Annotated in this window: 13 protein-coding genes; 4 read left to right on the forward strand and 9 right to left on the reverse strand. The window is 73.3% G+C overall.

What is annotated here, in order from left to right:
* Positions 1–141 precede the first annotated feature (141 nt).
* Complete coding sequence (locus tag AB0J72_RS33735; RefSeq protein WP_363405665.1) at positions 142–978, forward strand: hypothetical protein; 837 nt, start codon at positions 142–144, stop codon at positions 976–978.
* A gap of 10 nt (positions 979–988) precedes the next feature.
* On the opposite strand, the gene AB0J72_RS33740 is transcribed toward AB0J72_RS33735, so the two are convergent.
* Positions 989–2311, reverse strand: coding sequence for a hypothetical protein (locus AB0J72_RS33740; RefSeq protein WP_363405667.1), 1323 nt, complete (start codon positions 2309–2311; stop codon positions 989–991).
* Between the two features lie 184 nt (positions 2312–2495).
* Between AB0J72_RS33740 and AB0J72_RS33745 the strand changes: the two genes are divergently transcribed.
* Positions 2496–2828 (forward strand): helix-turn-helix transcriptional regulator, encoded by a 333-nt coding sequence (locus AB0J72_RS33745; protein ID WP_190255311.1) that lies wholly within the window; start codon positions 2496–2498, stop codon positions 2826–2828.
* Positions 2829–2831: 3 nt separating this feature from the next.
* On the opposite strand, the gene AB0J72_RS33750 is transcribed toward AB0J72_RS33745, so the two are convergent.
* From AB0J72_RS33750 to AB0J72_RS33780, 7 genes are all read right to left on the reverse strand, one after another.
* Complete coding sequence (locus AB0J72_RS33750; RefSeq protein WP_363405669.1) at positions 2832–3515, reverse strand: permease prefix domain 1-containing protein; 684 nt, start codon at positions 3513–3515, stop codon at positions 2832–2834.
* A gap of 205 nt (positions 3516–3720) precedes the next feature.
* Positions 3721–5292, reverse strand: a complete 1572-nt coding sequence (cydC, locus tag AB0J72_RS33755; protein WP_363405671.1) for a thiol reductant ABC exporter subunit CydC — start codon at positions 5290–5292, stop codon at positions 3721–3723.
* Complete coding sequence (gene cydD, locus AB0J72_RS33760) at positions 5289–7175, reverse strand: thiol reductant ABC exporter subunit CydD (protein WP_363405673.1); 1887 nt, start codon at positions 7173–7175, stop codon at positions 5289–5291. The genes cydC and cydD overlap by 4 nt, the downstream gene beginning before the upstream one ends.
* Before the next feature lie 15 nt (positions 7176–7190).
* Positions 7191–8150, reverse strand: a complete 960-nt coding sequence (locus tag AB0J72_RS33765) for a cytochrome d ubiquinol oxidase subunit II (protein WP_363405675.1) — start codon at positions 8148–8150, stop codon at positions 7191–7193.
* On the reverse strand, positions 8147–9394 hold the full coding sequence (locus AB0J72_RS33770) for a cytochrome ubiquinol oxidase subunit I (RefSeq protein ID WP_363405677.1): 1248 nt from the start codon (positions 9392–9394) through the stop codon (positions 8147–8149). Before AB0J72_RS33770 ends, AB0J72_RS33765 begins: the two co-directional genes overlap by 4 nt.
* Before the next feature lie 108 nt (positions 9395–9502).
* Complete coding sequence (locus AB0J72_RS33775) at positions 9503–10039, reverse strand: ACT domain-containing protein (protein ID WP_363405679.1); 537 nt, start codon at positions 10037–10039, stop codon at positions 9503–9505.
* Position 10040: 1 nt separating this feature from the next.
* Positions 10041–10814 (reverse strand): amino acid-binding protein, encoded by a 774-nt coding sequence (locus tag AB0J72_RS33780; RefSeq protein ID WP_363405681.1) that lies wholly within the window; start codon positions 10812–10814, stop codon positions 10041–10043.
* 274 nt (positions 10815–11088) lie between these two features.
* On the opposite strand from AB0J72_RS33780, the gene AB0J72_RS33785 reads away from it, so the two are divergent.
* Entirely contained in the window at positions 11089–12114 is a 1026-nt protein-coding gene (locus AB0J72_RS33785; protein ID WP_363405683.1) for a phosphotransferase family protein, read from the forward strand.
* The gene (locus tag AB0J72_RS33790; RefSeq protein ID WP_363405685.1) at positions 12114–13325 is read left to right on the forward strand and encodes an acyl-CoA dehydrogenase family protein; all 1212 of its coding nucleotides are present in this window, start codon (positions 12114–12116) and stop codon (positions 13323–13325) included. Before AB0J72_RS33785 ends, AB0J72_RS33790 begins: the two co-directional genes overlap by 1 nt.
* 83 nt (positions 13326–13408) lie before the next feature.
* Here the strand turns inward: AB0J72_RS33790 and AB0J72_RS33795 are convergent, their stop codons facing one another.
* Positions 13409–13828: a hypothetical protein gene (locus tag AB0J72_RS33795; RefSeq protein ID WP_363405687.1), complete on the reverse strand. Its 420-nt coding sequence runs from the start codon at positions 13826–13828 to the stop codon at positions 13409–13411.
* Between the last annotated feature and the right edge of the window lie 282 nt (positions 13829–14110).

Genomic DNA, 14110 nt, shown 5'->3' on the forward strand with positions numbered 1-14110 from the left:
ACGGCAGGATCCGCCTGTACCGCGGCGGCATCATCACCTCGATCGCGCTGACGTCACGCAGCGCGACGCCGCGGTGAGCGCCGGGTCGATATCGGCAATCGGATATCGCATGCGGATCGATGCGGCGCTAGCGTCTCGGCCATGGCTCTCGTCCGTCGCACGAACGTGCTCGGTCCCCACTCCAGCCGCGTCGTCGCGGCCGCCTCGGTGACGCCCGCCGCCGAGGCCCCCGCCGTCGGCCGGGCCCACGTGCCCGCCCAGTCCGCCCCGTTCTCACCGGGCGCCTCCACCCAGTCCGCGAGCGCCGAGGCCGCCGCGTCACCGGGCGCCGGGGTCGCCGCGGCGGGCGACGAGGTGGGGATCGCGATCGCCGCGGCCGGCCCGCCCGAGCCCACGCCGGGCGGCGAGGCCGCCGCGGTCCCGCCGCAGCCCGCGTCGGTGCTCTCCCTGGTGTCGGCGTTCCTCCTGGTCGCCGCCGGCGGCGTCGGCTCCTGGGCGCTCTGGCACTACAAGATCAACGCCCAGGCGATCCACCTGCCCGACGCGACGACGTTCTTCGCGGTGCTGTTCGCGTTCGCCACCGCCGTCGAGCGGATCCTGGAGCCGTTCGCCAGGTTCCTGCCCGGCAAGCACGCCCGCGGCGAGCTGGAGGCCGCCGTGGCCAACCTCGCCAACAAGTACCACGACGCGACCCTCGACGACCTGATCCAGGTCGCCCACGCGAAGTCCATGGTGGAGAAGGGCCGGGCCAGCCGCGGCCTCGTCTCCTGGGGCATCGCCACCGCCGTGGCCACCGTCGCGTCCTCGGCCGGCGGCCTGTACCTGCTGCACTCCATCGCCGGCGAGTCCTGGGACGGCATCCCCGTCTGGATCGACGCCATCGTCACCGGCATCGTCGTCGGCAGCGGCACCAAGCCCCTCCACGACGTCATCAGCAAGGTCCAGAAGAACAAGGAGAAGTCCGAGGACTCCCCCTGACCCGTCGCGGTCAGAGGACCAGGAGGCCGTCGGTCTGGGCGCTGTGGGTCATGGCGGACAGGGCCGCCGGGACGGTCAGGAACGGCAGGTAGGGCAGGTCGTAGGGGTGCATCCGCAGGACCTGGGTGGCGTGGTGGCCCGGCACGACGCCCGAAGGGTAGGCGCGGGCGCAGCGGCGGTCGACGAGGCCGTGGCGGGTGGCGAAGGCCGCGACGGCCTGCCACTCCTCCAGCCGCGCGACGGTCGGCAGCGGCATGCCCGGGGGTTCGGCGAAGACGTCGACGGAGGTGAAGGGTTCGCTGCCGGCCAGCCACCACGACAGGGAGCGGACCGCGGAGCGCAGGGGATGCTCGCACCAGTACGGGACGAGGCCGGCGCGCAGGACGTGCCAGGGATCCAGCAGCCGGCCGCATTCCACGACGAGACGGGCGGCGGTGCGGGTGCCGGCGCGCAGCCAGCCCCGGTAGAGGTCGGCGACGGCGCCGCTGAGCACGTCGGGGTGGCGGTAGAGGACCTGGCGGATGGGGTGGCCGTGCGCTGAGCCGTACCGGCGGAGGTCCTCGACCAGGCCGCGGTCGACGGCACGTTCGCCGTCGCTGTCGGCACGGGGGGACCGGCCGCGCAGGGACCGGTCGTCGCGGTAGTCGCCGGGGCCGAGGCCGCTGGCGCGACTGCCGAGCTGGAAGGAGTAGCCGTCGTCACCGGCGGACGTCTGCCAGCGGCTGACGTCCCGGACCACGACGATGGGGGCGTCCGGGTTCAGGCGCTCGGCGATGAGCCGGCGGTACGCCAGCGGCAGGCGGCGCCAGCGCACCACCGCATAGGCGGTCGCGGCACCGGACCAGCCGCGCCACACCGGGTCGTACACCTGACGGATGCCGACATCGGGGTTGTCCATGAGGATGTCCCGGGCGAGGCGCTCACCGTCCTGCGCGGGGCGTTCGCCGGCGGCGACCTCAGGGGTCGGCACCTCGAACGCGACCGGCAGCCACGGCACGCCGAGGGCCATCGCGAGATGGACGGCGGCGCCGTGCGGGGAGCCGACGACGAGACCGTTGTAGGCGCCCTCGGGGAGCTGGCTGACGAGCCACGCGGCGACGTCCTCGGCGTCGAGCTCGCGGCGGGCGTGCCGGCCGGCGCCGTCGGACCGGCTGCCCGGCTGGGCGCCGATCCGGCCCGACCGATCCATTGTCCACTGTGGAGCGGCGACGACCGGGCGGGCGACGCCGCCACGGTACGCGAGCGCCCGGCCCGACGCGATGGCGAGCGTGGTGCCCAGCCCGTTCGGCCACAGCGCCTCGACGTCTTGCGTGGCTTCGACCCGCCGCCTCATACCGCTCCTCGACCTCCGGTCCGTCCGCCGATCACCCGATCACCCAACCGCGGTCTTCCCAGCCGCGCCCCCGGTAAACCACGTCCGGCCAAGCCAGGTGGCCGTCCCCGGAAGCCGGGAACGGCCAGGCCCGGAGGCACCGGGAAATGGCGCCGGGGGCGCCAAACCCGTAGACTCGCTACACATGAAGGCGGACGCGCTGCGCGGGCATCTCGACGCACTCCTGCTCGCGGTGCTGGACGGCGAGCCCCGCCACGGCTACGCGATCATCGAGGCCCTCCAGGAGCGCAGCGGCGGCTCGCTGGCGCTGCCGACGGGCACGGTCTATCCCGCGCTGCGCCGGTTGGAGCGCGCGGGCTATGTGGAGAGCGCCTGGTCCACGGTCGGCGGCCGCGAGCGCCGCACCTACAGGCTGACCAACGCCGGCCGGAAGGTCCTGGCGGAGGAGCGGTCGGCGTGGCAGGAGTTCACGGCCACGATCGGCGCGGTGCTGCTCCCACCGCCCGCGACGGCCTGACCGTCAGGCCCTTGCCGCCGGTGTACTGGTGGCCGACACGCACCGGATCGCCAGGCACCCCGCATAGCCGAACGCGGCGGTGTTGACGGCCATGCCGATGAGCACCGGCGGCCACGTCGCGGCGGCCGGCCACTGGTGCAGGCTCAACCCGAAGACGGTCAGGCCCAGCAGCGCGTGCATGCCGAGGAACACGACCGTCGCCTGGCCGACGAGGCGGGCGTACCGCATGCCGTCGCGCAGGAACCGGCTGCCCCAACCGAATCCGACGATCGCGAGCCCGGCGGCCGCCGCGGCGAGGAACGACGTGTACTGGAAGTGGTCGACGAGCACCCAGTAGACGTGGCTGGCGCGCTCGTCGGAGCTCCACTTCGTGTTCCACCACATGAGCGGCTCGAGCAGCGTCATGACCGGCAGCACGAGCGCGATCCACGTCGCGGTGCGGCGGCCCTGCAGCGCGGCGAGCTCGGTCTGGTAGCCGGGCACGACCTGCGGGTGGGTGCCGAAGTCGACGACGGCCCTGTGCTGCGCGTCGAGCGGGTCGTGGCCCTCGTCCGCGTAGGCCTCGGCGGCGTCGAACAGGCTGTCCCGCGCCTCGGTGATCATCTCCTGCCGGTGCCGGCGCGGCCCACGCAGCGCGGCGGCGAGGCCGTCGACGTAGACGTCGATCGGGCCGGCTCCATGGGTCACCCCGTCCACCGCTCAAGGTTCCCACATGGTGGTTGTCCGGCGTCAACCGCCGTTCGTCCGGCCTTCCTCCACGCCCACGACCCAGCGGCGCTCCCCGACGCGGACGCTCCGGCGGTGTCAGTCGCCGCTCGTCCGGCGCTTCCCGACGCGCACGCCCCGACCGCTGCCCGTCCAGCCTTTCCTGGCGCGCACGCCTCCGGCCGCGTCAGGCGCTGGTCGTCCGGCCTTCCTCCACGCGCACGACGCGGTCGAACCGGCCGAGCTCCGCCGCGCGGTGCGTCACGACGACCACGGTCCGCTCCCCCGCCGCCCGCAGCGCGCTGTCGAGGACGGCGTCGGCCGCGCCGGCGTCGAGGCCTTCGGTCGGTTCGTCCAGCAGCAGCACGGGCGGCGCCGCCACCAGCGCCCGCGCCAGGAGCAGCCGCTGCCGCTGGCCGCCGGAGAGCTTCCCGCCGTCCTCGCCGACGATGTCGTCGAGCCGGTCGGCGTACTCGGGCAGCCCGGCGTCCACGAGCGCCTGCCGGAGCGCCGCGTCGTCGAACCCGTCGCGGCCGAGGAGCAGATTGTCGCGGACCGTCGAGTGGAAGACGTGCGCGTCGGCGAACACTCCCCCGGCCACCTGCCACGCCGCGACCCCGCCGGGCACGCCGTCGACGGCGCCGGACGCGAGGGGCACCCGGCCGGCGATCGCGGCGAGGAGCGTCGACTTGCCGGACCCGCTGGCCCCGACGACCGCGACCCGGCTCCCCGCCGGCAGCGCGAGGTCGACGTCGGCGAGGGCGGGCGGCAGGTCGTCGCCGTACCGGACGGTCACGCCCCGCAGCGCCAGGTCCACGGTGCCGGCCAGCGGGCCGTCGGGCTCGTCCGAAGGCAGGTCGTCGACGGTGGTGGCGAGCAGGGCACGGACCCGGCGCAGGCCGCCGCGCAGCTCGGTCTGCCGGACGGCGGCCGCGGCGAGCGGCACCACGACCTCCCCGACGGCGAGCGCGACCAGCGCGAGCACCGCCGCCGACGAGCCGCCGGCGACCACGCCGACCCAGACCGCCACCGCGGCCGGGACGACCGCGGCGACCCCGCCGACGACCGCGGCCACGGTCGCGGACCGGGCCTCCAGCGCGGCGAGCCGGCGGCCCCGCGCCTCGGCGTCGGCGAGCGCCGCGGGCAGCGCCCCGAACGCGGACAGCTCCGCCGCTCCGTGCATCACATCGACGGTCGCGGTCGTCAGCTCGCCCCGCGCCGCGGCGATCTCCCCGCTCCGGGCGGCGGTGAGGCGGTGCCCGGCCCACGGCAGCACGACCCCGGCGACGACGAGCCCGGCCAGCAGCGCCAGCCCCGCCGCAGGGTCGGCGACGGCGAGCCCCGCGACCCCGCCGAGGCCGACGACGGCGGCGACCCCGGCCGGCAGTGCCCCGCGGAGGACGGCGTCCTGCACCCCGTCGACGTCGGAGACGACCCGGCTCAGCACGTCGCCGGACGACACCCGCCCGCGGGACGCGGTGAGCGCGGCGAACGCGCGGGCCCGCAGATCGGCCAGGACCCGGAGGACGGCGTCGTGGCCGGCGAGCCGCTCGGCGTACCGCAGACCGCCCTTGACCAGGGCGAAACCACGGACCGCCGCGATCGCCACCGACAGCGCCGCCAGTGGTGGCTGCTCGGCCGCCCGGACGATCATCCAGGTGGCGGTGCCGACGAGCCCGATCCCGGCGACCTCCGTCAGCACGCCGAGAAGCCCGGCGAAGACCAGCCGGACGAGCGCGGACGCGGGGATGAGCCTCACGCGGCCACCACCGCGGACGCGACGCCGTCCTTGATCTCGACGACGCGGGTGGCGATCGACAGCAGCGCCGGCCGGTGCGCGACGAGCAGGGCGGTGCGGTCCACCGCCAGCCGGGCGGCGGCGTCGATCACCGCCGCCTCGCTCGCCGCGTCGAGTCGGGCGGTCGGCTCGTCGAGCAGCAGCAGGTCCGCCGTGTCGCGCCGCAGGAACGCCCGGGCCATGGCGAGCCGCTGCCGCTGGCCGCTGGAGAGCCCGTGCCGGCCGAGGTCGGTGTCGTACCCCTGAGGCAGGGCCCGGATGAACGCGTCGGCGTCCGCGGCGACGGCGGCGTCGACGACCTCCTGAGCCAGTGCCGACGAATGCTGATATTTCCGGTTTAGCGGGCGCGGAGCGCCTGATAAACCGGAAGCAGGACCCGGCAGACCGGAAGCGGCACCCGGCAGACCGGAAGCAGCGCCTGGCAGACCGGAAGCAGGACCCGGCAGACCGGAAGCGGCACCCGGCAGACCGGAAGCAGCGCCTGGCAGACCGGAAAGAGCGCCTGGCAAACCGGAAGCAGCACCCGGCAGGCCGGGAAGAGCGACTGGCGAATCAGGAGAAGCGCCTGACGAGGCGGGAGGAGCGCCGAGGCGGATGTTGTCGGTGACGGTGCCGGCGAAGAGGTGTGGGCGCTGCGGCATCCATGCGAGCCGGGCCCGCCACGCGGTCAGGTCCAGGTCCGCGAGGTCGGCGCCGTCGACGAGCACCCGGCCCGACGCCGGCGTGACGAAGCCGAGCACCAGCGACAGGAGCGTGGACTTGCCGCCGCCGCTCGGGCCGACGAGGGCGACCCTGTCGCCGTGCATCACCTCGAGGGTGAGGTCGCGCAGTGCCACGACGTCGCCGTACCGGACCTCCACGCGGTCGAACACGAGACCCGCGAAGCGCGCGTCCGGGAGGCGGGGCGCCGCCCGTACCGGCGGAACCGGCGCGGCGTCGAGGACCTTGAAGATCTCGGCGGAGGCCGCGAGCCCTTCCTGGCTGGCGTGGAACTTGGTGCCCAGCGCCCGCAGCGGCAGGTACGCCTCCGGGGCGAGCAGCAGCACGACCAGCGCCGCGGCGAGGGTCAGCTTCCCGTCGAGGAGCCGCAGGCCGACGGGCACCGCGACGAGCGCCACCGAGACGGTCGCGACGAGCTCCAGCACGAGCGCGGACAGGAACGCCAGGCGCAGCGTCCGCATCGTCGCGACCCGGTAGGCGTCGGCCATGGCCCGGACCCGGCGGACCTGTGACCGTTCGGCGCCGAACGTGCGCAGCGTCGGCAGGCCGATGACGGTGTCCAGGAAGTGGCCGCCGAGGCGCTGCAGCAGGTGCCACTGGTGCTTGGTGCGGGCGCCGGTCTGCTTGCCGACCAGCACGCCGAAGACCGGGATGAGCGGCAGCGTCACCCCGACCACGATCGCGGAGGTGAGGTCGGTGAACGCGAGCCAGCCGAGCGTGGCGAGCGGGACGGTGACGGCGAGGAACACCTGCGGCAGGTAGGAGGAGAGGTACCCGTCGAGCCCGTCGACGCCGCGGCCGGCGAGGGTGGCGAGCTCGCCGGCGCGCTGCCCGCCGAGCCAGCCGGGGCCGCGGGCGGTGGCGGCGCCGAGCAGCTCCGCCCGCAGGTGCGCCTTGACGCGGGCGGTCGCGCGCCCGGCGACCGCGCCCGCGACGGCGCCGTGCGCGCCGCGCAGCACGACGAACGCGAGGCAGGTCAGTGCGGCGTTCGTGGTGAAGCCCGTCAGCAACGTGGCGAGGCTGACCGCCTGGCCGACGATCAGGATCGCGGCCAGGACGGCCGAGCCGGCCAGCACCGTCGCATAGTGCCTGACCGGCCCGAGCCGCAGCAGTCTTCTGTCCATGAACGTCCGCGCGCCCTACCAGTAGAGAGGGGTGGGCTGACTCTCCCGCCGCCTGAACAGCCACCAGCAGGAGATCTGCACGGCGACCAGCACGGGCAGCAGCGGCGCCGCGCCGATGGCGAGCAGCCGGAGGGTGTCCCCACCGGCGGCCGCGCTGTCGACGGTCACCGTCGCACCCGGGTCCATCGTGGACGCTAGCACGCCCGGGTACCTGGCCAGAGCCACCGCGATCACGGGTAGGGCGCACGCCACAAGCGTGGCCGCGAACGCCCGCCCCGGACGTTTCGCGACGCCGGCGAGGACCAGCGCGGCCACGACGACCGCGGCCAGGACGGTGGCGAGCAGCGGGTTGCGGATGTCCGGCGGGTCCTGCAGATACCAGGCGCCGGCCGCGAGCACCACGAGCACGGCGGCGGCAGGCCCGGTCCTCGACGGTGCCCCGACGCCGCGCCAGTTGAGGTACGCCGCGCCGTTGGCCACGACGAGGGCGACGTTGGCGAGCGCGGTGAGCCACACGGCCGGGCTCGCGAGGGGCGCGAAGCCGTGCACGTGGCCGCCGGCGTCCACCGGTACACCGTGCAACACGACACCGAGCAGCAGACCCCAGCCGGCGGCGAGGACCAGGCCGCCGCCGGTGATGAGCGCGTCGAACCCGCCGCGGCGCACCGCCCGGCCGCGCAGCTGCACGCCGGCGTTCAGGGCGATGAGGCCGAGCACCACGGCGACGACCACCGGGTACGCGGCGCCGAACAGCTCCCCCTCCAGCCGGGGGAACGCGGCGACGAGGACGCCGACCGCACCGACGATCCACACCTCGTTGCCGAGGAACATCGGCCCGACGGCGTTGAGCGCGCCCCGTTTGGCGTCGTCGCTCCTGTACAGCGGAAGCAGCAGCGCGACGCCCTGGTCGAGCCCGCCGAGCGCGAAGTACGTCGCGAACAGCAGCCCCAGAACTGCGAACCAAAACGTGCTCACACCAGCACCTCCTCGCGTGCGGGCAGGGTCTCGGGCAGGAACTCGTCGCCGGGGCCGCGTCTGGCCCTGCGGGCGAGCAGCCACCAGTCGGTGAGGGCGAGGCCGGCGACGAGCACCGTGAAGCCGATCGTCGACAGCGTCAGCGCCCGGTCGCTCATCGGCGAGACGGCGTCGGCGGTCTTGAGCAGCCCGTAGACGGCCCACGGCTGGCGGCCCTCCTCGCGCACGATCCAGCCGGCGATCGCGGTCAGGAACGGCACCGGGATGAGGGCGGTGAGCACCCACAGCATCGGGCGGGCCCAGCGGCGCTTGATGATCGTGTCGCGGATGGTGAGCAGCTGCGCCACGAGCAGGATCAGGAACAGCAGGTTCGCCACCATGATCATGACGCCGAGGGACGCGCCGACGATGCTGCTGGGGATGTAGTCGCCGGGGCCGTGCTTCGCGACCATCGCCGCCTGCTGGGCGACGGCCTCGTCGCCGCCGGCGAGCTTCGTCGGCTGGTTGTCGGTGAGCGGGCCGAACTGGGCGTAGCCGAAGCCGATGGTGAAGAACACGCCGACCAGCGCGGAGCGCAGGCCGTTGCGCAGCGACCTCCGGAAGAGGCCGTCCTCGGTGTCGCGGCGGCGCAGGTGCCAGGCGCTGACGCCGGCGACGAAGATGCCGCCGGTCAGCATGGCGGCCGACACCGTGTGGCCGAGCGCGAACCACAGGGCGCTGTTGGTGAGCAGCGCGCCGAAGTCGGTGAGCCGGACGGTGCCGGCCGCGTCCATCGCGTAGCCGACGGGGTGCTGCAGGAACGAGTTGGCGACCATGACCCAGAACGCGGACAGCAGCGCGGTCGCGGCGACGCCCCAGATCAGGGCCAGGTGCAGCTTCTTGTTCAGCTTGCCCCAGCCGAAGAGCCACATGCCGAGCAGCGTCGACTCGAGCACGAACGCGATCAGGGTCTCCATCGCCAGGGGCGCGCCGAACACGTCGCCGGTGAGCCGGTTGAGGCCGCTCCAGTTCAGCCCGATCTCGAACTCCATGACGAGTCCCGTGGCGATGCCGACCGCGTAGTTGATCGCGTACAGCACGCCCCAGAAGCGGGCCATCCGCCCGTACACCTCATCGCCGGTGCGCACGTAGCGGGTCTGCACCGACGCCACGAAGAACACCAGACCGAGCGTGAGCGCGACGAAGAGGAAGTGCAGCGAGGCCGTCACGGCGAACTGCCACCGCGCGGCATCAAGCGCATTCATAGGTTGCCCCCCGACATGTACCCGACCAACATATCGGCAGACTACATGTCAGGGCACAAAAAAGCAGCGCCCGTCCTCCGCCAAGGACGAGCGCTGCTGAGGAACGTCTCAGGCTGCCGTGTTGCGCTTCCCCGCGACGCGGGCCAGGGCGACGAGCGCGTGCGCCCGGGCGTACTCGGCAGGGGTGAAGGCCGGCGCGGGACGCCGGACGTACAGGGTGCCGCCGGCCGGGTCCTGCAGCTGCATGCCGGTCGACGTGTAGCCCTCGGCGCCCGTGGACGTGTCCGCCCGCCAGGAGATGTCGCAGTCGCCGAGCAGCGCCGCGATCGCCTCCTCCAGGGTCGCCGAGCCGTCCAGGACCTTCCCCGCCAGGGCGAGGACCCGGGTCGGTTCGTCGATGAGGCCCCGCACGTCGGCCTGGGCGACCCACGCGTCGCGGCCCCGGCCGCGACGCACCGCATCGGTGAGGTCGGCGACGGTCAGCTCGTCGGGCGCCTCCACGAGGAAGTCGTCGACGGCGCCGGACTCGGTGGTGTGCACCTGGACCGACAGGATGTTGACCTTGCGCAGCGCGAGGCTCGCGGTCAGCACGGACAGGAAACCGGGACGGTCGTCGACCGTCGCGCGGATGCGCCAGAGGGTCATCTCACGCCACCCTGGGGATGGTTGCGCCGGCGGGCGCGGGGGCTCCTGTGACGGAGCCTCCCGCCTTACCCAGCTCCGCCAAGCCGGGCCCCGCCAGCCGATCCCCGAGCACAGATGCGGTTGCACCGACCAGCTGCGCCAGCCGCTCCACCTCGGAACCGTGGAACGGTGGTGCTCCCGCGTCGCCGTCCGCCCCGCCGCGGGCGACGACAAGGACCAGACCTCCACGCTGAAAAGGCGCGACAGCAAGATGGATGCCGTCAGCTGCGCTGATCGCGCGAGGCCGGAGTGGTGCGATGTCCACCTGTGGGGGGACATCCGGAGTGCGCCAGCTGGCGCAGATCACCGAGGAGCCGGACCATGCCTGGGCTCGCGCGCCGCCGCCCGCCCAGTCCGATCCGATGAGGATCGCGACCGCCCAGTCCGCTCCGAACAGTGCCGGCGCCGCGTCCACGACCGTTGCCAGGCCGTGCTGCGGGTTTGCCGCCACCTGTCCGATGAGCGCGACCTCGCGGCCACTGCTCGGCTCCGAAAGCTCCGTGCCGCGCCACACACCGTCCACGCGAACGCCTGGGATCGCCGCAAGACCGGTGAGGACACGATCGACGGGGGCCGAAGCCGGCCACACCACGGTGAGGTCGTCCACCGCGCGGCCACCGACCCGTTCCAGCACAACGACCGAAACGATGTCGGCGCCGACCACACCCAGCGTCCGGGCGACCTGCCCGAGTGAGCCGGGACGGTCAGGTAGCGCCACTCTCAGCCGCAACAGCATCGACGTCGACCTCCCTGTTCGTCCTTGGCTGACGTGTACGCCGCCGTTGGTGTACGTCACCTTTGTTGTTTCTCCGGTACTGCCGTTCTTTGGTACTGCCGTTCCTTGGTGCTGAGAACAGCTTGCCGATGCCGGGTTTCCACGCCGTTTCGCCGCCGTATCGATGCCGGAACGTCTCCGGGTCATCCCAAAGCCCCAGGTAAACGGACATTTGGCGGTGAAATACCTGGCTCGACCCTTGACAGAGAACGCGTCTCACCCCTGGACTGGCCGGATGAGCACCCCGCCCGGTCTCGACCTCGCCCGCCTCGCGGCGTACCTCCAGGACAAGGCTCCTGGGCTCGTCACCGAACCCATCCAGGCCGAGCTCATCGCCGGCGGCCGGTCCAACCTGACCTACGTCGTCAACGAGGTCTTCGTGCTGCGCCGCCCGCCCCTCGGGCACGTCCTCGCCACCGCGCACGACATGGCCAGGGAGCACCGGATCATCTCCGCGCTCGGCCCCACGACCGTGCCGGTCCCGGAGGCGCTGCTGCTGTGCGAGGACGACAGCGTCCTCGGCGCGCCGTTCTACCTGATGTCCCGGGTGCCCGGAGTGGTGCTGCGCAACCGCGGGCAGACCGACGCGCTCGGCGAGGAGGCGCGGCGCGAGGTCGCGTTCGCCATGATGGACACCCTCGCCGACCTGCACCGCGTCGACCCCGCCGGGATCGGCCTGGCCGACTTCGGCCGGCCCGAGGGCTTCCTGGAGCGGCAGGTCCGCCGCTGGTCGAAGCAGCTGGCCCAGTCGACGAGCCGCGACCTGCCCGACGCCGCACAGCTGCGGGACCGGCTCGCCGCCACGATCCCCGTCTCCGCCACCACCGCGATCGTGCACGGCGACTACCGGCTCGACAACCTCATCGTCGACCCCGCCCGCCTGAAGGTCGCGGCCGTCCTCGACTGGGAGATGGCCACCATCGGCGACCCGCTCACCGACCTGGGGCTGCTGCTGGCGTACTGGACGGTGCTGGACCGCCTGAAGCTCGGCTTCAACCCGATCGCCGACGGGCTCGGGGCCGACGCCGGGTTCCCGTCCGGCGACGAGCTGCTCCAGCGCTACGCCGTCTCCAGCGGGGCGGCGCTGGACGACCTGCACTGGTACGTCGCGATGGCCTGCTACAAGCTGGCCGTCATCCTCGAGGGCATCCACTTCCGCTACACCAGCGGCCAGACGGTCGGCGCCGGCTTCGACCAGATCGGCGCGCTGGTCCCGCCCCTGCTCGCGCAGGGTCTCGCAGCGATCAACGGAGAGAGCTGATGGACTTCCGCTTCGACACGCGCACCGCCGAGCTGCACGAGAAGCTCACCGACTTCATGCAGGAGGAGGTGTACCCGGTCGAGCCCCGCTTCGAGGCGGAGCTGGCCGCGCTGGACGACCCGTGGGCCCGCCCCGCGGTCATCGAGGAGCTGAAGGCGTCGGCCCGCGACCGCGGCCTGTGGAACCTGTTCCTGCCCGACGACCGCTTCGGCGCCGGCCTCACCAACCTGCAGTACGCGCCGCTCGCCGAGATCACCGGCCGCAGCCCGCACCTGGCGCCCGAGGCGCTCAACTGCGCCGCGCCCGACACCGGCAACATGGAGGTCCTCGCGGGGTTCGGTACACCGTCACAGCAGGACCGATGGTTGAAGCCTCTGCTGGAAGGCCAGATCCGGTCCGCGTTCTGCATGACCGAGCCCGACGTCGCCTCGTCCGACGCGACCAACATCGCCACCCGGATCGAGCGCGACGGCGACTCGTACGTCATCAACGGCCGCAAATGGTGGTCCTCCGGCGCCATGAACCCCAACTGCGCCATCTTCATCGTGATGGGCAAGTCGGACCCCTCCGCCGAGCGGCACCGGCAGCAGAGCATGATCCTCGTCCCGCGGGACACCCCGGGCGTCACCGTCAAGCGCGGCATGCATGTGTTCGGCTACACCGACGCCGCCCACGGCGGTCACGCGGAGGTGGAGTTCGCCGATGTACGGGTCCCCGCCGACCACCTCATCGCCGAGGAGGGCTCCGGGTTCGCGATCGCGCAGGCCCGTCTCGGCCCGGGCCGCATCCACCACTGCATGCGGCTCATCGGCATGGCGGAGCGTGCCCTGCAGCTGATGTGCGAGCGGGTCAGCGACCGGATCGCGTTCGGCCGCCCGCTGGCCGAGCAGGGCGTGGTGCGCGACTGGATCGCCGAGTCCCGCGTCCGCATCGAACAGGCCCGGCTCCTGGTCCTGAAGACCGCCTGGCTGATGGACACCGTCGGCAACAAGGGCGCCCACACCGAGATCCAGGCGATCAAGATCGCGGTGCCGCAGATGACCGAATGGGTCGTCGACAAGGCCATCCAGGCCCACGGCGCGGCCGGCGTCAGCCAGGACACCCCGCTCGCCGCCCTCTGGTCACAGGCCCGGACGCTGCGCCTGGCCGACGGCCCCGACGAGGTGCACCGCGCGTCCCTCGCCAAGCGTGAGCTGCGCAAGTACAGCTGAGCCCGGGAGACGGGCCTGGAGACAGGCCTGAAGTCGGGCTTGAAGTCGGGCCGCCCCCTGCCTCCGGGGGGCGGCCCGTTCGCTCATTCCGCGACGCGGTACGGGGCCGGTGCCTCATACGTGGCGGACGGCAGGTCCTCCACGTCCTCGAAGCGCTCCTGCGCCGCCTGGAGCGCCTTCGGTGCCGAAGCGGCGGCCGCCCAGCCGACCGCGATCCCACCGAGCACGGCGATCGCGATCCAGCCCCACGGCTTGCGCTGCTTCCGCCCCGACAACGCGTCGAACGCCAGGCTCGCCCGGTGCCACGCCTCGTCCGCCGCGGACCCGACCCGGTCCGACGCCGTGCCGTACCGGCTCGACGCCTCATCCGCGAGGTCATACGCCCGGTCCTTCACCGACCCGCCGACCGAACGCGCCGACTCGACCGCGGACACCAGATAGTCCCAGGCGTCCTCAGCCACGCTCTCCGCGCGCCGCTTACCCTTCTTCCACTGTGCGGTCATCTCAGCCACCTCTCCTCCATTGACCGCTTTCCCGATCCCCACCTCCCGCAAACGGCGCTGTAACTCCCCCCACCGCTTCGCGGCGGGGCCCGGCGGGGATTCTCACCCGCACCCCAATGCGCCGCTCCGCGCCGCACTGCCGGCGCCGACGCGCGGCAGCCTCACCCGCATGCGCGCCGCAGCCGGTGCCCACTCCCCGCAACTTGGCCAGCCGCCGACCTTCGCTGTGCTCCGCGGTTGATCGAATCGCAGTTCTGGCCGCTATCACAGCCAGATCCGTCA

Origin of the sequence: Dactylosporangium sp. NPDC049742 (genome assembly GCF_040674675.1) — a bacterium.
In the GTDB taxonomy this organism is placed as follows: domain Bacteria; phylum Actinomycetota; class Actinomycetes; order Mycobacteriales; family Micromonosporaceae; genus Dactylosporangium; species Dactylosporangium maewongense.

Excerpts from the sequence above, each read along its gene's own strand:
- AB0J72_RS33735 (WP_363405665.1), top strand. The coding sequence starts at position 142 with ATGGCTCTCGTCCGTCGCACGAACGTGCTCGGTCCCCACTCCAGCCGC.
- AB0J72_RS33740 (WP_363405667.1), bottom strand. The coding sequence starts at position 2,311 with ATGAGGCGGCGGGTCGAAGCCACGCAAGACGTCGAGGCGCTGTGGCCG.
- AB0J72_RS33745 (WP_190255311.1), top strand. The coding sequence starts at position 2,496 with ATGAAGGCGGACGCGCTGCGCGGGCATCTCGACGCACTCCTGCTCGCG.
- cydD (WP_363405673.1), bottom strand. The coding sequence starts at position 7,175 with ATGGACAGAAGACTGCTGCGGCTCGGGCCGGTCAGGCACTATGCGACG.
- AB0J72_RS33770 (WP_363405677.1), bottom strand. The coding sequence starts at position 9,394 with ATGAATGCGCTTGATGCCGCGCGGTGGCAGTTCGCCGTGACGGCCTCG.
- AB0J72_RS33775 (WP_363405679.1), bottom strand. The coding sequence starts at position 10,039 with ATGACCCTCTGGCGCATCCGCGCGACGGTCGACGACCGTCCCGGTTTC.
- AB0J72_RS33780 (WP_363405681.1), bottom strand. The coding sequence starts at position 10,814 with ATGCTGTTGCGGCTGAGAGTGGCGCTACCTGACCGTCCCGGCTCACTC.
- AB0J72_RS33785 (WP_363405683.1), top strand. The coding sequence starts at position 11,089 with ATGAGCACCCCGCCCGGTCTCGACCTCGCCCGCCTCGCGGCGTACCTC.
- AB0J72_RS33790 (WP_363405685.1), top strand. The coding sequence starts at position 12,114 with ATGGACTTCCGCTTCGACACGCGCACCGCCGAGCTGCACGAGAAGCTC.
- AB0J72_RS33795 (WP_363405687.1), bottom strand. The coding sequence starts at position 13,828 with ATGACCGCACAGTGGAAGAAGGGTAAGCGGCGCGCGGAGAGCGTGGCT.